Source organism: Enterobacter cloacae complex sp. 372C4 (genome assembly GCF_050030615.1).
Classification (GTDB): domain Bacteria; phylum Pseudomonadota; class Gammaproteobacteria; order Enterobacterales; family Enterobacteriaceae; genus Enterobacter; species Enterobacter intestinihominis.
The window spans coordinates 1288115-1312093 of record NZ_JBLGUQ010000001.1 but is presented as its reverse complement, the minus strand read 5'-3'; the positions used below and the strand labels follow the sequence as shown (position 1 = coordinate 1312093).

General features: G+C 54.5%; 23 protein-coding genes and 2 tRNA genes. 19 read left to right on the top strand and 6 right to left on the bottom strand.

Features of this window, described 5'->3' with window-relative positions; all coding sequences use genetic code 11:
- Positions 1-27: 27 nt before the first annotated feature.
- The 4 genes from folP (at position 28) to ACQG11_RS06250 (ending at position 2857) form a co-directional block, all read left to right on the top strand.
- On the top strand, positions 28-876 hold the full coding sequence (folP, locus tag ACQG11_RS06265) for a dihydropteroate synthase (RefSeq protein WP_022649520.1): 849 nt from the start codon (positions 28-30) through the stop codon (positions 874-876).
- Positions 869-2206, top strand: coding sequence for a phosphoglucosamine mutase (gene glmM / locus ACQG11_RS06260; RefSeq protein ID WP_003861804.1), 1338 nt, complete (start codon positions 869-871; stop codon positions 2204-2206). The genes folP and glmM overlap by 8 nt, the downstream gene beginning before the upstream one ends.
- A 222-nt stretch (positions 2207-2428) precedes the next feature.
- Positions 2429-2761 (top strand): preprotein translocase subunit SecG, encoded by a 333-nt coding sequence (gene secG / locus ACQG11_RS06255; protein ID WP_003861803.1) that lies wholly within the window; start codon positions 2429-2431, stop codon positions 2759-2761.
- 9 nt (positions 2762-2770) lie between these two features.
- A tRNA-Leu gene (locus tag ACQG11_RS06250) sits at positions 2771-2857 on the top strand.
- 187 nt (positions 2858-3044) lie between these two features.
- Here ACQG11_RS06250 and argG read toward each other — a convergent pair.
- A complete protein-coding gene (gene argG, locus ACQG11_RS06245) occupies positions 3045-4391 on the bottom strand; it encodes an argininosuccinate synthase (RefSeq protein ID WP_022649518.1) in 1347 nt (448 codons plus the stop codon).
- A 287-nt stretch (positions 4392-4678) separates the two neighbouring features.
- Here argG and ACQG11_RS06240 point away from each other — a divergent pair.
- The 12 genes from ACQG11_RS06240 to mtr all read left to right on the top strand — a co-directional run bounded on the left by ACQG11_RS06240 (position 4679) and on the right by mtr (position 18382).
- Positions 4679-4755, top strand: a tRNA-Met gene (locus ACQG11_RS06240).
- A 207-nt stretch (positions 4756-4962) separates the two neighbouring features.
- Positions 4963-5415: a ribosome maturation factor RimP gene (gene rimP / locus ACQG11_RS06235; protein WP_014833432.1), complete on the top strand. Its 453-nt coding sequence runs from the start codon at positions 4963-4965 to the stop codon at positions 5413-5415.
- Positions 5416-5443: 28 nt separating this feature from the next.
- Complete coding sequence (gene nusA / locus ACQG11_RS06230; RefSeq protein WP_003861798.1) at positions 5444-6946, top strand: transcription termination factor NusA; 1503 nt, start codon at positions 5444-5446, stop codon at positions 6944-6946.
- 24 nt (positions 6947-6970) lie between these two features.
- Positions 6971-9658 carry a translation initiation factor IF-2 gene (gene infB / locus ACQG11_RS06225; protein WP_022649517.1) on the top strand — a complete coding sequence of 896 codons (2688 nt, stop codon included), beginning with the start codon at positions 6971-6973 and terminating at the stop codon, positions 9656-9658.
- A gap of 106 nt (positions 9659-9764) precedes the next feature.
- Positions 9765-10169, top strand: a complete 405-nt coding sequence (gene rbfA, locus ACQG11_RS06220) for a 30S ribosome-binding factor RbfA (RefSeq protein WP_003861793.1) — start codon at positions 9765-9767, stop codon at positions 10167-10169.
- Complete coding sequence (gene truB / locus ACQG11_RS06215) at positions 10169-11119, top strand: tRNA pseudouridine(55) synthase TruB (protein ID WP_426728257.1); 951 nt, start codon at positions 10169-10171, stop codon at positions 11117-11119. Before rbfA ends, truB begins: the two co-directional genes overlap by 1 nt.
- Positions 11120-11273: 154 nt before the next feature.
- Positions 11274-11543, top strand: a complete 270-nt coding sequence (gene rpsO / locus ACQG11_RS06210) for a 30S ribosomal protein S15 (protein ID WP_003861789.1) — start codon at positions 11274-11276, stop codon at positions 11541-11543.
- A 242-nt stretch (positions 11544-11785) separates the two neighbouring features.
- Positions 11786-13924: a polyribonucleotide nucleotidyltransferase gene (gene pnp, locus ACQG11_RS06205; RefSeq protein WP_022649515.1), complete on the top strand. Its 2139-nt coding sequence runs from the start codon at positions 11786-11788 to the stop codon at positions 13922-13924.
- A gap of 110 nt (positions 13925-14034) precedes the next feature.
- Entirely contained in the window at positions 14035-14919 is an 885-nt protein-coding gene (gene nlpI, locus ACQG11_RS06200) for a lipoprotein NlpI (RefSeq protein WP_003861782.1), read from the top strand.
- A 107-nt stretch (positions 14920-15026) separates the two neighbouring features.
- Complete coding sequence (yrbN, locus tag ACQG11_RS06195) at positions 15027-15107, top strand: protein YrbN (protein WP_097397692.1); 81 nt, start codon at positions 15027-15029, stop codon at positions 15105-15107.
- Complete coding sequence (locus tag ACQG11_RS06190) at positions 15100-16995, top strand: DEAD/DEAH family ATP-dependent RNA helicase (RefSeq protein ID WP_022649514.1); 1896 nt, start codon at positions 15100-15102, stop codon at positions 16993-16995. Before yrbN ends, ACQG11_RS06190 begins: the two co-directional genes overlap by 8 nt.
- Before the next feature lie 142 nt (positions 16996-17137).
- On the top strand, positions 17138-18382 hold the full coding sequence (mtr, locus tag ACQG11_RS06185; protein WP_046620869.1) for a tryptophan permease: 1245 nt from the start codon (positions 17138-17140) through the stop codon (positions 18380-18382).
- A gap of 84 nt (positions 18383-18466) precedes the next feature.
- Here mtr and ACQG11_RS06180 read toward each other — a convergent pair whose 3' ends face one another.
- From ACQG11_RS06180 to ubiU, 3 genes are all read right to left on the bottom strand, one after another.
- Positions 18467-19474, bottom strand: a complete 1008-nt coding sequence (locus tag ACQG11_RS06180; RefSeq protein WP_154051815.1) for a luciferase-like monooxygenase — start codon at positions 19472-19474, stop codon at positions 18467-18469.
- Positions 19475-19551: 77 nt separating this feature from the next.
- Positions 19552-20430, bottom strand: coding sequence for a U32 family peptidase (locus tag ACQG11_RS06175; RefSeq protein ID WP_063924465.1), 879 nt, complete (start codon positions 20428-20430; stop codon positions 19552-19554).
- Between the two features lie 7 nt (positions 20431-20437).
- Positions 20438-21433 carry a ubiquinone anaerobic biosynthesis protein UbiU gene (ubiU, locus tag ACQG11_RS06170; protein WP_426728256.1) on the bottom strand — a complete coding sequence of 332 codons (996 nt, stop codon included), beginning with the start codon at positions 21431-21433 and terminating at the stop codon, positions 20438-20440.
- A 221-nt stretch (positions 21434-21654) separates the two neighbouring features.
- On the opposite strand from ubiU, the gene ubiT reads away from it, so the two are divergent.
- Together ubiT and ACQG11_RS06160 are read left to right on the top strand one after the other, a co-directional pair.
- Positions 21655-22179 (top strand): ubiquinone anaerobic biosynthesis accessory factor UbiT, encoded by a 525-nt coding sequence (ubiT, locus tag ACQG11_RS06165; RefSeq protein WP_003861771.1) that lies wholly within the window; start codon positions 21655-21657, stop codon positions 22177-22179.
- Complete coding sequence (locus tag ACQG11_RS06160) at positions 22173-22676, top strand: GNAT family N-acetyltransferase (RefSeq protein ID WP_022649509.1); 504 nt, start codon at positions 22173-22175, stop codon at positions 22674-22676. Before ubiT ends, ACQG11_RS06160 begins: the two co-directional genes overlap by 7 nt.
- Here the strand turns inward: ACQG11_RS06160 and ACQG11_RS06155 are convergent.
- Positions 22663-22992, bottom strand: coding sequence for a GIY-YIG nuclease family protein (locus ACQG11_RS06155; protein WP_023307056.1), 330 nt, complete (start codon positions 22990-22992; stop codon positions 22663-22665). The genes ACQG11_RS06160 and ACQG11_RS06155 overlap by 14 nt on opposite strands.
- Positions 22993-23006: 14 nt before the next feature.
- On the opposite strand from ACQG11_RS06155, the gene ACQG11_RS06150 reads away from it, so the two are divergent.
- Positions 23007-23441, top strand: a complete 435-nt coding sequence (locus tag ACQG11_RS06150; RefSeq protein ID WP_022649508.1) for a YhbP family protein — start codon at positions 23007-23009, stop codon at positions 23439-23441.
- On the opposite strand, the gene ACQG11_RS06145 is transcribed toward ACQG11_RS06150, so the two are convergent.
- Positions 23421-23939, bottom strand: coding sequence for a type 1 glutamine amidotransferase domain-containing protein (locus ACQG11_RS06145; RefSeq protein ID WP_015571965.1), 519 nt, complete (start codon positions 23937-23939; stop codon positions 23421-23423). The genes ACQG11_RS06150 and ACQG11_RS06145 overlap by 21 nt on opposite strands.
- Positions 23940-23979: the final 40 nt, after the last annotated feature.

Sequence of the window (23979 nt, the reverse complement as noted above, 5' to 3'; positions counted from 1 at the left end):
AACCATGCAAATAACAGGGATTTAGCCATGAAACTCTTCGCCCAGGACTCGCATCTCGACCTTTCACATCCGCATGTGATGGGGATCCTGAATGTCACGCCTGATTCCTTCTCTGACGGCGGCACGCATAACTCGCTTATCGACGCGGTTAAACACGCGAATTTAATGATCAACGCGGGTGCCACCATCATTGACGTTGGAGGGGAGTCAACGCGGCCTGGCGCGGCGGAGGTTTCGGTGGAAGAAGAGCTGGCGCGCGTGGTGCCGGTGGTGGAGGCTATCGCCCGGCGCTTTGAAGTGTGGATCTCCGTTGATACCTCCAAACCCGAAGTGATCCGTGAAGTGGCGAGAGTGGGCGCTCACATTATCAATGATATCCGCTCGCTGACCGAGCCGGGCGCAATTGAAGCCGCCGCTGAAACCGGGCTACCGGTGTGTCTGATGCATATGCAGGGCCAGCCTAAGACAATGCAGGAGGCGCCAAAATATGAAGATGTGTTTGCCGACGTCACCCGCTTCTTTATTGAGCATATCGAACGCTGTGAACGTGCGGGTATCGCAAAAGAGAAATTGCTGCTCGACCCGGGCTTCGGTTTCGGTAAAAATCTCTCACACAATTACGCGTTGCTTGCGCGCTTATCAGAGTTTCATCAGTTCGGCCTGCCACTGCTGGTGGGAATGTCGAGAAAATCGATGATTGGTCAGTTGTTGAATGTCGGGCCGAACGAACGTCTGAGCGGCAGTCTGGCCTGCGCGGTGATTGCCGCGATGCAAGGTGCACACATCATTCGCGTCCATGACGTAAAAGAAACAGTAGAAGCCATGCGTGTGGTGGAAGCCACACTGGCAGCGAAGGAAAACAAACGCTATGAGTAATCGTAAATATTTTGGTACCGATGGCATCCGTGGGCGCGTAGGCGATGCGCCAATTACCCCTGACTTTGTCCTGAAGCTGGGCTGGGCGGCGGGTAAGGTACTGGCGCGTCATGGCTCCCGTAAGATCATTATTGGTAAAGATACCCGTATTTCGGGTTATATGCTTGAGTCCGCGCTGGAAGCCGGGCTGGCGGCGGCGGGGCTTTCAGCTTCCTTTACGGGGCCAATGCCGACCCCTGCTGTTGCCTATCTGACTCGTACCTTCCGTGCGGAAGCGGGCATCGTCATTTCAGCTTCTCATAATCCGTTCTATGACAACGGTATCAAATTCTTCTCCATCGACGGCACTAAACTGCCGGATGACGTGGAAGAGGCGATTGAAGCGGAAATGGAGAAAGAGATCACCTGTGTCGACTCCGCTGAGCTGGGTAAAGCCAACCGTATTGTCGATGCCGCAGGCCGCTACATTGAATTCTGCAAAGGCACGTTCCCGAATGAACTGAGCCTGGCACACCTCAAAATTGTGGTGGACTGTGCAAACGGTGCGACCTATCACATTGCGCCGAATGTTTTCCGCGAGCTGGGCGCGAAAGTGATCACCATCGGCTGCGAGCCGGACGGTCTGAACATCAATGAAGAAGTCGGCGCGACAGACGTGCGTGCCTTGCAGGCGCGTGTACTGGCTGAAAAAGCCGATCTGGGTATTGCCCTGGATGGCGATGGCGACCGTGTGATCATGGTTGACCACGAAGGTAACAAGGTCGACGGGGATCAGATCCTCTACATCATTGCGCGTGAAGGCCTGCGTCAGGGGCAACTGCGCGGTGGCGCGGTGGGCACGCTGATGAGCAATATGGGTCTGGAGCTGGCGCTGAAACAGCTGGGCATCCCGTTTGTTCGCGCGAAAGTGGGTGACCGCTACGTGCTGGAAAAACTTCAGGAAAAAGGCTGGCGCATTGGCGCGGAAAACTCCGGCCACGTGATCCTGCTCGATAAAACCACCACCGGTGACGGCATTGTGGCGGCGCTTCAGGTTGTTGCCGCGATGGCGCGTAACCATATGAGCCTGCACGATCTGTGCAGCGGCATGAAAATGTTCCCGCAGATCCTGGTGAACGTGCGTTTCACCGCTGGTAAAGGCGACCCACTGGAAAATGATAACGTGAAAGCGGTGATGGCAGAGGTGGAAGCGACGCTTGGCAGCCGTGGACGCGTCCTGCTGCGTAAGTCGGGTACCGAGCCGCTGATCCGCGTGATGGTGGAAGGTGAAGACGAAGCGCAGGTAACTGAATTTGCGCACCGCATTGCGGATGCAGTGAAAGCTGCATAATCTTTCAGAATAAGTGTTTAAAAAGGCGGCGTTTGCCGCCTTTGTTTTAAGCAATTAATGGCTTTTTGCTGTTTTTTTCCGCAGTTGATACAATGCCTCGAAAATGCCCTTGCGAAGGTGATTCGCTTTGGTTAGTATTCACACCCGCTTCAGTGGGAAACAAAATCCTGCTAATTGGTCGAAGCATTGGTATGCGGCAAATCCGCAAGGAACAGGTTGATTATGTACGAAGCTCTTTTAGTTATTTTCCTTATTGTAGCCATCGCTCTCGTAGCGCTGATTATGCTGCAGCAAGGTAAAGGCGCTGATATGGGAGCCTCCTTCGGAGCAGGCGCTTCCGGTACGCTGTTCGGTTCAAGTGGTTCTGCGAACTTCATGACCCGTACGACGGCGATCCTGGCTACGCTGTTCTTCATCATCAGTCTGGTGCTGGGCAATATCAACAGCAACAAGACCAGTAAAGGAAGCGAGTGGGAAAATCTGAGCGCGCCAGCAAAAACTGAGCAAACTCAGCCAGCTGCACCGGCTAAGCCAACCAGCGATATCCCGCAGTAAGTATTCAGTACCGAGGTGGTGGAATTGGTAGACACGCTACCTTGAGGTGGTAGTGCCCTAACGGGCTTGTGGGTTCGAGTCCCATCCTCGGTACCAATATTCCAGAAGAAAGACGTCTTGCGACGTCTTTTTTTTCGTCTGTACATTCTGTGTTTCCGATCTATTGTAGGGCGGGTAAGCGCAGCGCCGCCCGCCGTTTTGCCCGGTGGCGCTGCGCTTACCGGGCCTACGAAGACCACAAAAAAGGCGCCCATTGGGCGCCTTTTGCATGTCTTGCTGTCGATTACTTCTTATCGCTGTGTTCCAGGTTCTCAACCTGCGGCAGACCATTACCGGAATTCGCGGAGAGCAGGCCATTCTCAACATAGTTGAACAGCTTCTCACGGGTATCGGTGATGTCCAGGTTACGCATGGTCAGTTGACCGATACGGTCATCCGGAGAGAATACTGACTCACCTTTCTCCATGGTCAGACGCTCTGCTTTATAGGTCAGGTTGTCAGACACGGTATTGAGGATGGAGTAATCATTGCCGCGACGCAGTTCCAGCGTCACTTCGCCGGTGATTGCGCTCGCCACCCAACGTTGCAGGGCGTCACGCAGCATCAGCGCCTGTGGATCAAACCAGCGACCCTGATACAGCAGTTTGCCCAGCTGACGGCCATGAGCGTGATACTGCTCAATGGTGTCTTCGTTGTGAATACCGGTCAGCAGACGCTCGTAAGCGATGTGCAGCAGCGCCATCCCCGGAGCTTCGTAAATGCCACGGCTTTTCGCTTCGATGATACGGTTTTCGATCTGATCGCTCATACCCAGACCGTGACGACCGCCGATGCGGTTTGCTTCCAGCATCAGTTCAACATCGTCTGAGAAGGTTTTACCGTTCAGGGCAACCGGATGACCGCGTTCGAAACGCACGGTCACTTCTTCCGCCGGGATCTTCACGTTCTCATCCCAGAATTTTACGCCCATGATCGGGTTAACAATTTTTACGCTGGAGTTCAGGAATTCCAGGTCTTTCGCTTCGTGCGTCGCACCCAGCATGTTGGAGTCGGTTGAGTAGGCTTTCTCAACGGACATCTTATAGTCAAAGCCGCAGGCAATCATAAACTCAGACATTTCATGACGGCCACCCAGTTCGTCGATGAAGTCGGTATCCAGCCACGGTTTGTAGATCTGCAACTCGGCGTTGGTCAGCAGACCGTAACGATAGAAACGTTCAATATCGTTGCCTTTATAGGTACTGCCATCACCCCAGATGTTCACGCCATCTTCTTTCATGGCGGCGACCAGCATGGTGCCGGTGACAGCACGACCCAGCGGAGTGGTATTAAAATAGGTCAGGCCGCCGGTAGTGTTATGAAAAGCACCGCACTGGATAGCGGCAATGCCTTCAGCGACCAGTTGCTTACGGCAGTCAATCAGACGTGCGTTCTCTGCGCCATACTCCATGGCACGACGAGGGATCGCGTCATAATCTTCCTCGTCCGGCTGACCCAGGTTCGCAGTATATGCATACGGAACCGCTCCCTTCTGGCGCATCCACAGCAGTGCAGCGCTGGTATCCAGGCCGCCTGAGAAAGCGATGCCAATACGTTGTCCTACCGGAAGATGCTTGAGAATCGTCGTCATAGAATAAAACCCTGCTTGATTGACTGATTAGAGACCGCTTTCGCTCTCTTGTGCATTTTTATGCAAAATAAGTGAGTATTCATTTAATCATCTTTTGTCGAAGACCGAAAGAGACTCGTGCGTTTTTTGTAAAAAATTTGGTCTGTTCTGTCTGGCAGAAGCTGGGTTGACAGGTGGGGTCAACTATCAATATACTAAACGCCGATTTTACGTCCCGTCTTCGGTACCAAATCCCAGCATTATTTGCAAATTCTGTCCAAAACGCGTAGAATTTGCCACGTTTCAGGCGCGGGGTGGAGCAGCCTGGTAGCTCGTCGGGCTCATAACCCGAAGGTCGTCGGTTCAAATCCGGCCCCCGCAACCACTTTCCTATAAAGTTCTTTTTCAAATATACTGTGAAGACTTAGAGCCTTCGTAGCTGGATTTGAAAAAATTCTTTCGGAAAGTGCTCCAGGCCACAGTTGTGGCTATAGGGTTCAGTTATCTAAAGCCCCGATTTATCGGGGTTTTTTGTTATCTGACTACAGAATAACTGGGCTTTACGCCCTTTTTTTATGTCTTGGGGGTGGGCTTGTCCACATTAGAGCAAAAATTAACAGAGATGATTACTGCACCGGTCGAAGCACTGGGCTACGAACTGGTCGGCATCGAATTCGTTCGCGGCCGCACATCGACGCTGCGCATCTATATTGATAGTGAAGATGGCATCAATGTTGATGATTGTGCTGATGTCAGCCACCAGGTGAGTGCGGTTCTTGATGTTGAAGATCCGATTACCGTTGCGTACAACCTGGAAGTTTCCTCACCTGGCCTCGATCGTCCGATGTTCACGGCCGAGCACTATGTGCGCTTTACCGGTGAAGAAGTGGCTCTCGTTCTGCGTATGGCCGTACAGAACCGCCGTAAATGGCAGGGAATTATCAAAGCCGTTGATGGTGAAATGATCACGGTGACAGTCGAAGGCAAAGATGAAGTGTTCGCGCTGAGTAATATCCAGAAGGCGAACCTGGTTCCCCACTTTTAACAGTCTGGATTGAGGTGAAAAGCCCGCGATGAACAAAGAAATTTTGGCTGTTGTTGAAGCCGTCTCCAACGAGAAATCACTGCCGCGTGAGAAGATTTTCGAAGCGCTGGAAAGTGCACTGGCTACAGCAACCAAGAAAAAATACGAACAAGAGATCGATGTTCGCGTAGAAATCGATCGTAAAAGCGGTGACTTCGATACATTCCGTCGTTGGGTAATCGTTGAAGAAGTGACCCAACCGACCAAAGAGATCACCCTGGAAGCGGCACGTTTTGAAGACGAAAGTCTGAACGTGGGTGACTACGTTGAAGATCAGATTGAATCTGTCACCTTCGACCGTATCACCACCCAGACTGCGAAGCAGGTTATCGTGCAGAAAGTTCGCGAAGCCGAGCGCGCGCTGGTTGTCGATCAGTTCCGCGATCAGGAAGGCGAAATCATCACTGGCGTGGTGAAGAAAGTGAACCGCGATAACATCTCTCTGGAGATCAAATCCGAAGGGCTGCCGGGTAACGCTGAAGCCGTTATCCTGCGTGAAGACATGCTGCCGCGTGAAAACTTCCGCCCAGGCGACCGTATTCGTGGTGTGCTGTATGCCGTACGTCCTGAAGCACGTGGTGCACAGCTGTTCGTGACGCGTTCTAAACCAGAAATGCTGGTTGAACTGTTCCGTATCGAAGTGCCGGAAATCGGCGAAGAAGTTATCGAAATCAAAGCGGCGGCCCGCGATCCGGGTTCCCGTGCGAAAATTGCGGTGAAAACCAACGACAAGCGTATCGACCCGGTCGGTGCTTGCGTCGGTATGCGTGGCGCACGTGTTCAGGCGGTTTCTACCGAACTGGGCGGCGAGCGTATTGATATCGTTCTGTGGGACGACAATCCGGCGCAGTTCGTGATCAACGCAATGGCACCGGCTGATGTGGCGTCTATCGTTGTTGACGAAGACAAACACACCATGGATATCGCTGTAGAAGCGGGCAACCTGGCGCAGGCGATTGGCCGTAACGGTCAGAACGTACGTCTGGCGTCACAGCTGAGCGGCTGGGAACTCAACGTGATGACCGTTGATGACCTTCAGGCCAAGCATCAGGCTGAAGCCCACGCGGCGATCGATACCTTCACCAAATACCTGGACATTGACGAAGACTTCGCCACTGTGCTGGTTGAAGAAGGTTTCTCTACGCTGGAAGAACTGGCCTACGTGCCAATGAAAGAGCTGCTGGAAATTGACGGTCTGGATGAACCAACCGTTGAAGCCCTGCGTGAACGCGCTAAAAACGCACTGACCACCCTGGCGCTGGCTCAGGAAGAAAGCCTTGGCGATAAGAAGCCGGCTGATGACCTGCTGAATCTGGAAGGTCTTGATCGTGCGATTGCGTTCAAGCTGGCTGCCCGTGGTGTTTGTACGCTGGAAGATCTCGCTGAGCAAGGCGTTGATGACCTGGCCGATATCGAAGGTTTAACCGACGAGAAAGCCGGCGAACTCATCATGGCCGCACGTAATATTTGCTGGTTCGGCGACGAAGCGTAATAAACTGTAGCAGGAAGGAACAGCATGACTGATGTAACTGTAAAATCGCTGGCTGCTGAGATTCAGACCTCCGTGGACCGCCTGGTACAGCAATTTGCTGATGCAGGGATCCCGAAGGCCGCTGATGACTCGGTGACCGCGCAAGAAAAACAAACCTTGTTAGCGCACCTGAACCGTGAACACGGCTCTACGCCTGACAAGTTAACGCTGCAGCGCAAAACGCGTAGCACGTTGAACATCCCTGGTACCGGTGGCAAAAGCAAATCGGTACAAATTGAAGTCCGCAAGACGCGCACCTTTGTAAAACGTGATCCGCAAGAGGCAGAACGCCTTGCTGCGGAAGAGCAGGCACAGCGTGAAGCGGAAGAACAAGCTCAGCGTGAGGCAGAAGCCACTGCTAAACGCGAAGCAGAATTAAAAGCTGAACGTGAGGCCGCAGAAAAAGCGAAACGCGACGCCGGTGAAAAAGCGAAGCGTGACGCTGCGGAAAAAGACAAAGTGAGCAATCAACAGACCGACGAAATGACCAAAACTGCCCAGGCTGAAAAAGCCCGCCGTGAAAATGAAGCTGCCGAGCTGAAGCGTAAAGCGGAAGAAGAAGCCCGCCGCAAGCTTGAAGAAGAAGCTCGCCGCGTCGCCGAAGAAGCGCGTCGCATGGCAGAAGAAAACGAGAAGAACGGTGTGAATACCGCTGAACCAACTGAAGACAACAGCGATTATCACGTCACTACCTCTCAGCATGCGCGCCAGGCAGAAGACGATAACGACCGTGAAGTTGAAGGTGGTCGTGGCCGTACTCGCAGTACAAAAGCGGCGCGTCCTGCGAAAAAAGGTAACAAGCACGCTGAATCTAAAGCTGACCGTGAAGAAGCACGTGCAGCGGTTCGCGGTGGTAAAGGCGGTAAGCGTAAAGGTTCCGCTCTGCAGCAGGGCTTCCAGAAGCCAGCTCAGGCCGTTAACCGTGACGTTGTGATCGGCGAAACCATCACCGTTGGCGAACTGGCTAACAAGATGGCGGTGAAAGGCTCTCAGGTCATCAAAGCGATGATGAAGCTGGGCGCAATGGCCACCATCAACCAGGTCATCGACCAGGAAACCGCACAGCTGGTTGCCGAGGAGATGGGCCACAAAGTTATCCTGCGTCGTGAAAACGAGCTGGAAGAAGCAGTAATGAGCGACCGTGATACGGGTGCAGCGGCTGAACCGCGTGCCCCGGTTGTGACCATCATGGGTCACGTTGACCACGGTAAAACCTCTCTGCTTGACTACATTCGTTCTACTAAGGTTGCCTCCGGCGAAGCGGGTGGTATTACCCAGCATATCGGTGCTTACCACGTAGAAACCGAAAACGGCATGATCACCTTCCTGGATACCCCAGGCCACGCAGCGTTTACCTCAATGCGTGCTCGTGGTGCTCAGGCAACGGATATCGTTGTTCTGGTTGTTGCTGCCGATGATGGCGTGATGCCACAGACCATTGAAGCTATCCAGCACGCGAAAGCGGCGCAGGTGCCTTTGGTTGTTGCAGTCAACAAAATCGATAAGCCAGAAGCCGATATGGATCGCGTTAAGAACGAACTGTCACAGTACGGCGTTATGCCGGAAGAGTGGGGCGGTGAAGCGCAGTTCATCCCTGTATCTGCAAAAGCAGGTACCGGTATCGACGACCTGCTGAACGCTATCCTGCTTCAGGCTGAAGTTCTGGAGCTGAAAGCGGTTCGTAAAGGTATGGCGAGCGGCGCGGTAATCGAATCCTTCCTGGATAAAGGTCGTGGTCCGGTTGCAACCGTTCTGGTTCGCGAAGGTACTCTGCACAAGGGCGACATCGTTCTGTGTGGTTTCGAATACGGTCGCGTTCGTGCGATGCGTAACGAACTGGGTCAGGAAGTGCTGGAAGCGGGTCCGTCCATCCCAGTGGAAATCCTCGGCCTGTCCGGTGTTCCGGCTGCCGGTGACGAAGTAACCGTGGTACGTGACGAGAAGAAAGCACGTGAAGTGGCGCTGTATCGTCAGGGTAAATTCCGTGAGGTGAAACTGGCTCGCCAGCAGAAATCTAAACTCGAGAACATGTTCGCCAACATGACTGAAGGCGAAGTTCACGAAGTGAACATCGTTCTGAAAGCGGACGTACAGGGTTCTGTGGAAGCGATCTCCGACTCCTTGCTGAAACTGTCTACCGACGAAGTGAAAGTGAAGATTATCGGTTCTGGCGTAGGTGGTATCACCGAAACCGACGCAACCCTGGCAGCTGCGTCCAACGCTATCCTGGTTGGCTTCAACGTTCGTGCTGACGCATCTGCGCGTAAAGTTATCGATGCTGAAAGCCTGGATCTGCGTTACTACTCCGTCATCTATAACCTGATTGACGAAGTGAAAGCAGCGATGAGCGGCATGCTGTCTCCTGAGCTGAAACAGCAGATCATCGGTCTGGCTGAAGTACGTGACGTGTTCAAATCACCGAAATTCGGTGCGATCGCGGGCTGTATGGTTACCGAAGGGACCATTAAGCGTCACAACCCAATCCGCGTACTGCGCGACAACGTGGTTATCTACGAAGGTGAGCTGGAATCCCTGCGCCGCTTCAAAGATGACGTTAACGAAGTTCGTAACGGCATGGAATGTGGTATCGGTGTTAAGAACTACAACGACGTTCGCGTTGGCGATATGATCGAAGTGTTCGAGATCATCGAAATTCAGCGTACCATCGCGTAATCTTCGTCAACTGAAGATTAATTAGCGTAGGCCGGGTAAGCGAAGCGCCACCCGGCAGTAATTTTAAAAAGGGGCTTAAGCCCCTTTTTTGTCTGGAGAATTTATTATGGCGAAAGAATTTGGTCGCCCACAGCGCGTCGCGCAGGAGATGCAGAAAGAGATCGCTCTCATTCTGCAACGTGAAATCAAAGATCCACGCGTGGGGATGATGACCACCGTGTCTGGCGTGGAAATGTCCCGCGACCTGGCGTACGCCAAAGTGTTTGTGACATTCCTGAATGACCAGGATGAAGACGCCGTGAAGAACGGCATTAAAGCGCTGCAGGAAGCCTCTGGTTTCATCCGCTCTCTGCTTGGCAAAGCGATGCGTCTGCGTATTGTGCCGGAGCTGACCTTCTTCTACGACAACTCGCTGGTTGAGGGTATGCGTATGTCCAACCTGGTGACCAGCGTGGTGAAACATGACGATGAGCGTCGTGTTAACCCGGCGGACGACAGCAAGGAGGACTGATGAGTCGTCCTCGTCGTCGCGGTCGTGACGTGCATGGCGTGCTGTTGCTGGATAAACCACAGGGCGCATCCAGCAACGACGTGCTGCAAAAAGTAAAGCGTATTTATAATGCCAATCGCGCGGGGCACACCGGCGCGCTGGATCCGCTGGCAACCGGGATGCTCCCGATCTGCCTGGGTGAAGCGACAAAGTTTTCCCAGTATCTGCTGGATTCCGATAAGCGCTACCGCGTGATTGCCAAACTGGGCCAGCGCACGGACACTTCCGATGCGGATGGTCAGGTGGTTGAAGAGCGCCCGGTAACCTTCAGCGCAGAGCAACTTGATGCGGCGCTGGAGAGCTTCCGGGGCGACACAATGCAGGTGCCGTCGATGTATTCGGCGTTGAAATATCAGGGCAAGAAGCTTTACGAATATGCGCGTCAGGGCATTGAAGTTCCGCGTGAAGCCCGTCCGATTACCGTGTATGAGCTGCTGTTCATTCGCCACGAAGGTGATGAGCTGGAGCTGGAAGTACACTGCTCGAAAGGGACCTACATCCGCACCATCATTGACGACCTCGGTGAAAAGCTGGGCTGCGGCGCGCATGTGATTTATCTGCGTCGTCTGGCGGTCAGCAAGTATCCGGTCGAACGTATGGTAACGCTTGAGCATCTGCACGCCCTGGCTGAACAGGCGCAAGCGCAGGGAATTGCGCCGGCAGATCTGCTGGATCCGCTGCTGATGCCAATGGACAGTCCGGCAGCAGATTTCCCGGTTGTTAATCTTCCTTTAACATCGTCCGTTTACTTTAAGAACGGAAACCCGGTCCGCACAACGGGGGCGCCGCTTGAGGGCCTGGTCCGTGTGACGGAAGGGGAGGAAGGCAAGTTTATCGGGATGGGCGAAATGGACGGTGAAGGGCGCGTTGCCCCGCGTCGTCTGGTCGTCGAATACCCGGTCGAAGCGTGACGGTGATAACGCCTCACCTTGCGATAAGCAGGGGAGACGAGTAGAATATCGCCGCTTAACGCCTGGTAAATTGTTTAACAATCTGCGGGGCGTACATGGGATAGCTGAATTAGAGATCGGCATCCTTACATTCTTTATACTTTGGAGTTTGAAAATGTCTCTAAGCGTTGAAGCTAAAGCTAAAATCGTTTCTGAGTTTGGTCGTGGTACTAACGACAGCGGTTCTACCGAAGTTCAGGTTGCACTGCTGACTGCACAGATTAACCACCTGCAGGGTCACTTTGCAGAGCACAAAAAAGATCACCACAGCCGTCGTGGTCTGCTGCGTATGGTTTCTCAGCGTCGTAAACTGCTCGACTACCTGAAGCGTAAAGATGTTGCACGCTACACCGCGCTGATCGAGCGTCTGGGTCTGCGTCGCTAATTCTTGCGAGTTTCAGAAAAGGGGGCCTGATGGCCCCTTTTTTCAACCAGACGGCAGCAATTCAGGGGAAACTATTGTATTGTTGCTATAAATGATCTTCATTGCAGAGGTTCGCGCGGCTAATGAGAGGCTTCACCCATGGGGGTGTCGGTTGTCATTAGTCGCGAGGATGCGAAGAAGGTCGGGTTAAATCGTCAGCACACCTGAGGTGTGCTTTCAAACATTTAAGAAAGGACAGAATTTTGCTGAATCCGATCGTTCGTAAATTCCAGTATGGTCAGCATACCGTCACGCTGGAAACCGGCATGATGGCTCGTCAGGCTACTGCTGCCGTAATGGTAAGCATGGATGACACTGCTGTATTCGTTACCGTAGTTGGCCAGAAAAAAGCTAAACCAGGTCAGGACTTCTTCCCACTGACCGTGAACTACCAGGAGCGTACCTACGCTGCCGGTAAAATCCCGGGTGGCTTCTTCCGTCGTGAAGGCCGTCCAAGCGAAGGCGAAACCCTGATCGCGCGTCTGATTGACCGCCCGGTTCGTCCGCTGTTCCCGGAAGGTTTCGTCAATGAAGTGCAGGTTATCGCAACCGTTGTATCCGTTAACCCACAGGTTAACCCGGACATCGTAGCGATGATCGGTGCGTCTGCTGCCCTGTCACTGTCTGGTATCCCATTCAATGGCCCAATCGGTGCCGCGCGCGTCGGTTACATCAACGACCAGTACGTGCTGAACCCAACTCAGGAAGAGCTGAAAGAGAGTAAGCTGGACCTGGTTGTTGCCGGTACTGAAGCAGCGGTTCTGATGGTTGAATCTGAAGCAGAACTGCTGAGTGAAGACCAGATGCTGGGCGCAGTGGTCTTCGGCCACGACCAGCAGCAGATTGTTATCCAGAACATCAACGACCTGGTTAAAGAAGCCGGTAAACCACGTTGGGACTGGCAGCCAGAAGCGGTAAACGACGCGCTGAACGCACGCGTAGCTGCACTGGCAGAATCTCGTCTGAGCGATGCATATCGCATTACAGACAAACAGGAGCGTTATGCTCAGGTTGACGTGATCAAAGATGAAACCATCGCAACCCTGATCGCGGAAGACGAAACGCTGGACGCTAACGAGCTGAGCGAAATCCTGCACGCTATCGAGAAAAACGTTGTTCGTAGTCGCGTACTGGCAGGCGAGCCGCGTATTGATGGCCGTGAAAAGGACATGATCCGTGGTCTGGATGTGCGTACTGGCGTGCTGCCACGTACTCACGGTTCCGCGCTGTTCACCCGTGGTGAAACCCAGGCGCTGGTTACCGCTACCCTGGGTACTGCACGTGACGCACAGAACATCGATGAACTGATGGGCGAGCGCACTGACAGCTTCCTGTTCCACTACAACTTCCCTCCGTACTCTGTGGGCGAGACCGGTATGGTTGGCTCACCGAAGCGTCGTGAAATTGGTCACGGTCGTCTGGCGAAGCGCGGCGTGCTGGCAGTAATGCCAGAAGCAGACAAATTCCCGTACACCGTACGTGTCGTGTCTGAAATCACTGAATCCAACGGTTCTTCTTCCATGGCTTCCGTGTGTGGTGCCTCTCTGGCGCTGATGGATGCAGGCGTGCCGATCAAAGCCGCCGTTGCGGGTATCGCAATGGGTCTGGTGAAAGAAGGCGACAACTTCGTTGTTCTGTCTGACATTCTGGGTGACGAAGATCACCTGGGTGATATGGACTTCAAAGTGGCGGGTTCCCGCGACGGTATCTCTGCCCTGCAGATGGATATCAAAATTGAAGGTATCACCAAAGAGATCATGCAGGTTGCTCTGAACCAGGCTAAAGGTGCGCGTCTGCACATCCTGGGCGTGATGGAACAGGCTATCAACGCACCACGCGGTGATATCTCTGAATTCGCTCCGCGTATTCACACCATCAAGATCAATCCAGACAAGATCAAAGATGTTATCGGTAAGGGCGGTTCTGTTATCCGTGCACTGACCGAAGAAACGGGCACCACCATCGAAATCGAAGATGACGGTACTGTGAAAATCGCAGCAACCGACGGTGAGAAAGCGAAATATGCTATCCGCCGTATCGAAGAGATTACAGCAGAAATCGAAGTGGGCCGTATCTACAATGGTAAAGTGACCCGTATCGTTGACTTTGGCGCATTCGTTGCCATCGGTGGCGGTAAAGAAGGTCTGGTACATATCTCTCAGATCGCTGACAAGCGCGTTGAGAAAGTGACCGATTACCTGCAAATGGGTCAGGAAGTACCGGTGAAAGTTCTGGAAGTTGACCGCCAGGGCCGTATCCGTCTGAGCATTAAAGAAGCAACCGAGCAGTCTCAGCCTGCTGCGGCGCCGGAAGCTCCGGCTGCTGAACAGCAAGGCGAGTAAGGTTGCCATTTGCCCTCCGCGCAGGCGGAGGGCTTATTATCAGGCAGGACGCCTTGTTAAGCCGCCGGGGGACAGGACGTTCATCCAATAGTTGTCTTCGGGAGTGGGAAATGAAGCCTTTTTTGCGCTGGTGTTTCGTTGCGACAGCTTTAACGCTGGCAGGATGCAGCAACTCTGCCTGGCGTAAGAGCGAAGTCCTCGCAGTGCCATTGCAACCGACTTTGCAGCAGGAAGTGATTCTGGCACGCATGGAACAAATACTTGCCAGTCGGGCTTTAACCGATGACGAACGCGCACAGCTTTTATATGAGCGCGGAGTGTTGTATGATAGTCTCGGTCTGAGGGCATTAGCGCGAAATGATTTTTCACAAGCGCTGGCAATTCGACCTGATATGCCTGAAGTATTCAATTACTTAGGCATTTATTTAACGCAGGCAGGCAATTTTGATGCTGCCTATGAAGCGTTTGATTCTGTACTTGAGCTTGATCCAACTTACAACTACGCGCACTTGAATCGCGGTATCGCATTGTATTACGGCGGTCGTGATAAGTTAGCGCAAGATGATCTGCTGGCGTTTTATCAAGACGATCCTAATGATCCTTTCCGCAGCCTGTGGCTTTACATCGTTGAGCAGAAGCTCGATGAGAAGCAGGCCAAAGAAGCACTGAAACAGCGCTTCGAGAAATCGGACAAGGAACAGTGGGGATGGAACATTGTCGAGTTCTACCTGGGCAACATTAGCGAAGCAACGCTGATGGAACGCCTCAAGGCGGACGCAACGGATAACACCTCGCTCGCTGAGCATCTCAGTGAAACCAACTTCTATTTAGGTAAGTACTACCTAAGTCTGGGGGATATGGACAGCGCTACGGCACTGTTCAAATTAGCGGTTGCTAACAACGTACATAACTTCGTTGAGCACCGTTATGCATTGTTGGAATTATCGCTCTTGGGCCAGGAGCAAGACGACCTGGCAGAATCGGACCAGCAATAGCTGACGACATAAACATCAGCCCGTAATCTTTTGATTGCCATCACCTTCACTGGTGAGGGCGTTGTTGTTCGTCAATACACCTAATTTGAGCCGGTTCACACTTTTCAATGAAAATTGCTAATCATTTTCACGATGAGCTAAGTAGACTGGCCGCCATTAATATCGAGGCACTTGTACTACATGGCTGAATTCGAAACCACTTTTGCAGATCTGGGCCTGAAGGCTCCTATCCTTGAAGCCCTTAACGATCTGGGTTACGAAAAACCATCTCCGATCCAGGCTGAGTGTATCCCACACCTGCTTTCTGGTCGTGACGTGCTGGGCATGGCCCAGACCGGTAGCGGTAAAACCGCAGCATTCTCGCTGCCGCTGCTGAACAACATTGATCCGGACCTGCGTGCACCGCAGATCCTCGTCCTGGCTCCAACCCGTGAACTGGCTGTTCAGGTTGCTGAAGCAATGACGGAATTCTCTAAACATATGCGCGGCGTAAACGTGGTAGCCCTGTACGGCGGCCAGCGTTATGACGTGCAGTTACGCGCCCTGCGCCAGGGCCCACAGATTGTTGTCGGTACGCCGGGCCGTCTGCTGGATCACCTGAAGCGCGGTACCCTGGACCTCTCTAAGCTGAGCGGCCTGGTACTGGATGAAGCAGATGAAATGCTGCGTATGGGCTTCATCGAAGACGTTGAAACCATCATGGCGCAGATCCCGGAAGGTCATCAGACCGCTCTGTTCTCTGCAACCATGCCAGAAGCGATCCGTCGCATTACCCGCCGCTTCATGAAAGAGCCGCAGGAAGTGCGTATTCAGTCTAGCGTGACCACTCGCCCGGACATCAGCCAGAGCTACTGGTCTGTATACGGCATGCGCAAAAACGAAGCGCTGGTCCGTTTCCTGGAAGCGGAAGATTTTGATGCGGCGATTATCTTCGTACGTACCAAAAACGCGACCCTGGAAGTGGCTGAAGCGCTGGAGCGTAGCGGCTACAACAGCGCAGCGCTGAACGGCGACATGAACCAGGCGCTGCGTGAGCAGACTCTGGAGCGTCTGAAAGACGGTCGTCTGGATATCCTGATTGCAACCGACGTGGCAGCACGTGGTCTGGACGTTGAGCGTATCAGCCTGGTTGTAAACTACGATATCCCAATGGACTCCGAGTCTTACGTTCACCGTATCGGCCGTACCGGTCGTGCGGGTCGTGCGGGCCGTGCGCTGCTGTTCGTTGAGAACCGCGAGCGTCGTCTGCTGCGTAACATTGAACGCACCATGAAGCTGACCATTCCAGAAGCTGAGCTGCCAAACGCAGAACTGCTGGGCAAACGCCGTCTGGAAAAATTCGCCGCGAAAGTACAGCAGCAGCTGGAAAGCAGCGATCTGGATCAGTACCGTGCGCTGCTGTCCCAGATCCAGCCTGTCGCTGAAGGCGAAGAGCTGGATATGGAAACTCTGGCCGCAGCACTGCTGAAAATGGCGCAGGGCGAACGTAGCCTGATCGTGCCACCTGATGCACCGATGCGTCCTAAGCGTGAGTTCCGTGACCGTGACGATCGTTTCGAACGTCGTGGCGACCGTAACGACCGTGGTCCACGCGGTGACCGTCCAGAGCGTGGTGGTGAAGACCGTCCACGTCGCGAGCGTCGTGACGCTGGCGAAATGGAACTGTATCGCATTGAAGTGGGCCGTGATGATGGTGTTGAAGTTCGTCACATCGTTGGCGCGATCGCTAATGAAGGCGACATCAGCAGCCGTTACATCGGTAACATCAAGCTGTTCGGTTCACACTCAACGATCGAGCTGCCAAAAGGCATGCCGGGCGAAGTACTGCAGCACTTTACGCGCACCCGCATTCTGAACAAGCCAATGAACATGCAACTGATGGGTGATGCACAGCCTCGCTCTGACCGCGGTGGCGAACGCCGTGGCGGTGGTCGCAGCTTCGGTGGCGAGCGTCGTGAAGGCGGTCGTAGCGAAGGTCGCACTGGCGAACCTCGTCGTTTCTCCGGCGAGCGCCGTGAAAATCGTGGCCCACGCCGCGAAGAAGGCACCAGCCGTCGTCGTTTCGGTGACGCGTAAGCCTTTTCGCTTTTGACGTAAAGTAAAATATACAGCCCCGATAGTTGTTATCGGGGCTTTTTTTATTCCTTTTGTACTCTTGTACTGGTACAGTGCGTCACATTAAAATGCACACCACATTTTTGACTGGAGATAAGGCCGCATGGCAACACTAACCACCACCCAAACGTCACCTTCGCTGCTTGGCGGCGTGGTGATCATCGGCGGAACCATTATTGGTGCCGGGATGTTCTCCCTGCCAGTGGTTATGTCCGGTGCGTGGTTCTTCTGGTCGCTGGCGGCGCTGGTTTTCACCTGGTTCTGCATGCTCCATTCCGGGCTGATGATCCTTGAAGCAAACCTGAACTACCGCATTGGCTCCAGCTTCGACACCATCACCCGAGATCTGCTGGGCAAAGGCTGGAACCTGGTGAACGGGTTGTCCATCGCGTTTGTACTCTATATCCTGACCTACGCGTACATTTCAGCGAGCGGGTCGATTCTGCATCACACCTTCTCCGAGATGTCGCTGAACGTTCCGGCGCGTCTGGCGGGTCTCTGCTTCGCGCTGGGCGTGGCGTTTATCGTCTGGATGAGTACCAAAGCGGTCAGCCGCATGACGGCGATCGTGCTGGGCGCCAAGGTCATCACCTTCTTCCTGACCTTCGGCAGCCTGCTGGGGCACGTCACGCCGGCCACGCTGTTTAACGTTGCGGAAGTGAACACTTCCTACACGCCATACCTGCTTATGACGTTGCCATTCTGTCTGGCGTCGTTCGGCTACCACGGCAACGTACCGAGCCTGATGAAGTACTACGGCAAGGATCCGCGCACCATCGTGAAATGCCTGATTTACGGCACGCTGCTGGCGCTGGGGCTGTATGTGATCTGGCTGCTGGGGACGATGGGTAACATCCCGCGTCCAGAATTTATCGGCATTGCGCAGAAGGGCGGTAACATTGATGTGCTGGTACAGGCGCTGAGTGGCGTGCTGAACAGTCGCAGTCTGGATCTGCTTCTGGTGGTCTTCTCTAACTTTGCGGTGGCGAGCTCATTTCTCGGCGTGACGCTGGGCCTGTTTGACTACCTGGCAGATCTGTTTGGTTTTGATGACTCTGCGATGGGGCGCTTCAAAACGGCGCTGTTGACCTTCCTGCCGCCGATTGTGGGCGGCCTGCTGTGGCCGAACGGTTTCCTGTACGCCATCGGCTATGCAGGACTGGCGGCTACCATCTGGGCGGCGATTGTACCGGCGCTGCTGGCGCGTAAATCACGTAAGCGCTTCGGCAGCCCGAAATTCCGCGTCTGGGGCGGAAAACCGATGATTGCGCTGATCCTGGTATTTGGTATCGGCAACGCGGTGGTGCACATGCTGTCGAGTTTTAATCTGTTGCCTGTGTATCAGTAAACAGAAAGCCCGGTGGCGCTACGCTTACCGGGCCTACAGGGATCGCGTAGGCCGGATAAGGCGAAGCCGCCATCCGGCAAAAAACTACCCCACCAACTCCTCTTTCACCTGCATCGCCAGATCAAATGAATGCAAACGCGCCTGATGATCGAAAATCTGGCCGTTGACCATAATTTCATCCGCCTGCGTTTCTCGTAGCACTGCCGCCAGACCGTGACGCACCTTCGCCTTATCACCCACCAGCGACATGCTCAGGGCCTGCTGCACGCCATACTGCTCGGAGGCCGACCACAGCTGATGCATATTTTCTACCGGTGGTGGCAACTGGCCCGTCTCGCCGCGACGCAGCTTCACAAACGCCTGCTGCATGGAGGTAAACAGGAATTCCGCGTCGCGGTTGCTGTCGGCGGCAATGATATTGATGCACACCATCGCATACGGCTTCTCAAGACGCTCGGAAGGCTTGAAGTTTGTGCGGTAGAGATGCAGAGCCTGATGCAGCATATCCGGTGCGAAGTGGGAAGCGAACGCGAACGGCAGCCCCAGCTGTGCGGCAAGCTGTGCGCTGTACAGACTTGAGCCTAACAGCCACACCGGGATTTTCTCGCCGTAGCCCGGCACCGGGCGCACGTGCGGGTTAGGATCGCTCGCATCGAACCAGTCTACCAGCTCCGCTACATCACGCGGGAAGTTGTCGATATCGCCGCTCATATGGCGACGCAGGGCGCGCATGGTCGGCTGGTCGCTGCCCGGCGCGCGGCCAAGACCCAAATCAATGCGACCGGGGTAGAGTGTATTCAGGGTGCCAAACTGCTCGGCAATCACCAGCGGGGCATGGTTCGGCAGCATCACGCCACCGGAGCCAAGGTGCAAAGTAGTGGTATTCGCCGCCAGATAGCCAATCAGCACTGAGGTGGCAGCGCTGGCGATGCCCACCATATTATGGTGCTCCGCCAGCCAGTAGCGGTGATAGCCACGTTTTTCGGCAAGCTGAGCCAGATCCAGAGAGTGCGAAAAGGCTTCTCTTGCCGAGGAGCCTTGTGGAATCGGTGCCAGATCCAGCACCGAAAACGGAATGGTTTTGTCAGTCATAACAGCTCACTTTGTCGACGGTCAATCTTTAATACTGCATTAAAAAATGATAACCGTTGTTAACAAAGTGAGCTTTTTTACCCCTGCAATTCCAGCCCGGCGAGACGTTTCCAGTAACCGTTGCAGTCGCTGTTTGCCGTCAGCGGCAGCGGCGAGGCGCCGTTTTCGTTGGTGCGGAAGGCGTCCAGCATGGCGAACACGCCGGTATCGAGCGGCGAAAGACGCACCATATCCACCAGCCCATGCATTGACGCCAGCTCATTGCCGAGGTTATAGACGTAACCGCTCATAGTCTGAATGCCGTTGAGGACAAACACCTGCTGATTCTCCTGCGACAGCATGCTGCGTCCGTTCGGGTACTTAATGCAGCAGGTTTCACACTCGTCTTTCGGGCGATCTTCGGAACGCGCGGTGAAGCAGCGGGCAGAGTAGGCCAGCGGCAGATGGCCGTAGCTCAGCACTTCGACTTCAAACTGATTGCGAATGCCCAGCTCGTCACACTGATTTAGCAGGTTGACCAGCCAGTCGCGGGAGAGCTCAACCGGCATGCACCAGCGTGTCATCCCCTGTTTGAGCAGCAGGCGCAAGGTCACCGCGTTATAGCAGTTCAGCGCATGTCCGGCGACAAACGGCAGCTTACGCTCGGCGCACATGTTCACCACGCCCAGGTCGCTCGCCTCCAGCAGGAACTCACCGTTTTCGACGTAGCGCTTCAGCTCGCCCAGTTCAGAGGACGCCTGCACCAGCGCCAGCGTCGAGAGCACCACCTGCTTGCCGCTGCCGGCCAGGCTTTTCGCCATATCCAGCCAGTCGCCCACTTTGGTGGCACGGCGCTTGCTGCACACCGCTTCGCCGAGGTAAATCACATCGGCGCTGCTGTTAGCCGCCTGCTGGTAAAAATCTTCCAGCATCTCTTTTGGCCAGTAGTAAAGCACCGGCCCTAATGAATATTTCATGATTATCTCACTGCCATTTACGGTGATACGCGCCGAGCGTGGTTTGCGTGCCTTCGGACATCGCGCCGAGCGTCTCCATCCAGGCCGCCTGCGGGGCGTAGTTTTGCGGGTCCGCCATGCAGCGGTCGATGGCCTGACGCCACACCTTCGCCACCTGGCTCACGTAGGCCGGGCTACGCTGGCGGCCTTCGATTTTCACCGAGGCAATGTTGGCGGCCAGCAGTTCCGGCAGCAGCTCCAGCGTGTTGAGGCTGGTGGGCTCCTCCAGCGCGTGGTAGCGCTCGCCGTCCACCAGATAGCGGCCTTTGCACAGCGTCGGGTAGCCCGCGTTTTCACCGTCCTGATAGCGGTCGATTAACACGTTATTCAGGCGCGACTCCAGCCCCTGCGGCGTTTGCTGCCAGCGAACGAAGCGGGCAGGCGAGCAGGCGCCGACGGTATTTGGCGATTCCCCGGTGAGATAGGAAGAAAGATAGCAGCGGCCTTCGGCCATGATGCACAGGCTGCCGAAGGCAAAAACCTCCAGCGGCACTGGCGTGACGCGCGCCAGTTGCTTAACCTGATGAATAGAGAGCACGCGCGGCAGCACCACGCGAGCCACGTCAAAGTGTCGATGATAAAAACGCACGGCCTCTTCATTGGTGGCCGATGCCTGAACAGAGACGTGGCGCTCAATATGCGGATAACGTTCTGCCGCATACTCAAGCATAGCGAGGTCGGCCAGGATCAACGCATCGGCGCCCAGCTGGGCCGCCATATCCACGGCGCGCTGCCAGCGGGCGTAGCCATCAGGATGGACAAAGGTATTGATGGCGATGTGCAGTTTGCGCCGGTGCTGGTGAACGAAGTTAACGGCTTCCTGAAGCTTTTTCTCCGTAAAGTTAAGACCCGCAAAATGGCGGGCATTGGTATCATCTTTCAGCCCGATATAGACCGCATCGGCCCCATTTTCGATGGCCGCCTTAAGCGCCGGAAGGTTTCCGGCAGGGCAGAGCAGCTCCATAATTTATCCCGATGTTGTCGATCGCAGGGATCGTAAAAAATGTTAACGAGCTGGGATTTTAATTAACCCATACGCGACAATTTTTGATTTAAGGCAGCTAATGGCGTATTGATGGCACCAATAATGAGGTATACCGGACAACGGTTTGTTGATTTACGCCGCTATCTTCTTGTCGGGATATGGCAAAATAGCAGGACTATAGCTATCAGGGAGTAAAGCTCGTGCTGGATAAACTGCGTTCACGTCTCGTACAATTTGGCCCATCAATGCTGAGCGTGCCGGTAAAACTGGCGCCGTTCGCGCTTAAACGCCAGGTGCTGGAACAGGTACTGAGCTGGCAGTTCCGCCAGGCGCTACAGGACGGTGAGCTTGAGTTTCTGGAAGGCCGCTGGTTAAAGATTGAAGTACGCGATATCGGGTTGCGCTGGTTTACTTCCGTTGAAAACGATCGGCTGATCGTCCGTGAAACCGCCGAGGCGGATGTCAGCTTTAGCGCGGATGCCAGCGATCTGCTGATGATCGCCGCGCGCAAACAGGATCCGGACACCCTCTTCTTCCAGCGTCGTCTGGTGATTGAAGGCGACACGGAGCTCGGTCTGTACGTCAAAAATTTAATGGATGCCATTGAGCTGGAGCAGATGCCGAAAGCGCTGCGTATGATGTTGATGCAAATGGCAGATTTCGTTGAGGCCGGGCTAAAAACCCCGCCGGACAGTAAACACACTTCAGTAGGTGAACCATGCTGATTCGAGTCGAAATTGGGATTGATGCGCCGGGTATCGATGCGTTGTTACGCCGCTCTTTTGCAGGCGACGCCGAAGCTCAACTGGTTCACGATCTTCGCGAAGATGGCCTGATTACGCTGGGCCTGGTTGCCACCGACGATGAGGGGCAGGTGGTCGGCTACGTGGCGTTCAGTCCGGTGATTGTGCAGGGCGAAGAGTTACAGTGGGTCGGCATGGCGCCGCTGGCGGTGGATGAAAACTACCGTGGACAGGGCCTGGCACGCCAGCTGGTCTATGAAGGGCTGGATTCCCTGAATGAATTCGGCTATGCCGCTGTCGTCGTTCTGGGCGATCCGGCGTTCTACGAGCGTTTAGGCTTTGAGCCAGCGTCCAGATACGATCTGCGCTGCCACTGGCCAGGCACGGAAACATCTTTCCTGGTACATCCTCTGGCGGACGATTCGCTCGATGGGGTTACCGGTCTGGTGGAGTACCACGATCATTTCAATCGTTTTTAAGCAGGCTTTCGCGTAGCGCCTCGAAAGAGCCGTCCCCGTTGACGAGACGCTCTTTCTGGCGCTTCGTCAGCTGCTTGATGCGGTATTCCAGCCTGAGCGCCAGGGATCTGTCGCCCACGGCGGCTGAAAACGCCAGCTGAAGTTCACCTTTCCCCCGCAGTGCTTTCGCCCCTTTTCCCGTTTGATGTTGTAAAAAACGCCGTGCCACATCGGTAGTGATCCCGGTGTAGAGTGCGTTATCAGGGGTTCGGACAAGATAGAGAAACCAGCACACGGTAAACAGATTCAGTATGTTAAGGTGAACGCACCATAGCATGAGAGAGAGCGAAAATGGAAACACTGGCCGCCATTAACCGCTGGCTGGCAAAGCAGCATGTTGTGACCTGGTGCGTCTGTAAAGACGAGGAGATGTGGTGCGCAAATGCCTTTTATTACTACGATCCCGAGCGCGTGGCCTTTTACGTGATGAGCGAAGACAAAACGCGGCATGCGCAGATGACGGGCCAACAGGCAAAAGTGGCGGGCACGGTAAATGGTCAGCCTAAAACCGTTGCGCTGATCCGCGGGGTCCAGTTCAAAGGCGAAATTCGTCGCCTGGAAGGTGAGGAAAGCGACGCCCAGCGTAAACGCTATACGCGCCGCTTCCCGGTGGCCGCAGCGCTAAAAGCCCCGGTGTGGGAAATCCGCCTCGATGAGCTGAAATTTACCGACAACACCCTGGGCTTTGGCAAGAAGCTGCACTGGTTACGCACCGAGCAGGCGTAGCGCTTCGCGGTTAAACGCTGGAAGATCGTCCGGCGTACGGCTGGTGATCAGCTGATCGTTATCGTTCACCACTTCCTGATCGTAGAACTCGGCACCGGCGTTTTTCAGATCGATAACGATCGGTTTCACCGCGGTGAGCTTACGCCCGCGTACCACCTCGGCGCTGATCAGCAGCTGCGGACCGTGGCAAATGGCAAACACCGGTTTACCGGTGCCGACGAAGTCACGGGTAAAGGTGACGAAACGCTCGTCCCCGCGCAGGGAATCCGGTGAATGGCCGCCCGGTAACAGCAGGGCGTCGAAATCCGACGGGCTGACGTTATCAATGGATTCGTCAATGGTCACGCTGGCTTCACCCTTGTGGCCCTTCACGGTTTTACCCGCTTCTTTTTCGATGGTGACCACCTCGTGGCCCGCCTTGCGGAATGCCTCTGCTGGCGACGTAAATTCTGAATCTTCAAACTCGTCGGTAATCAAGACTGCGATTTTTTTACCCATGCTTCCTCCGTTGTTTTCGCTTCAGACTGTTTTTTTCCCG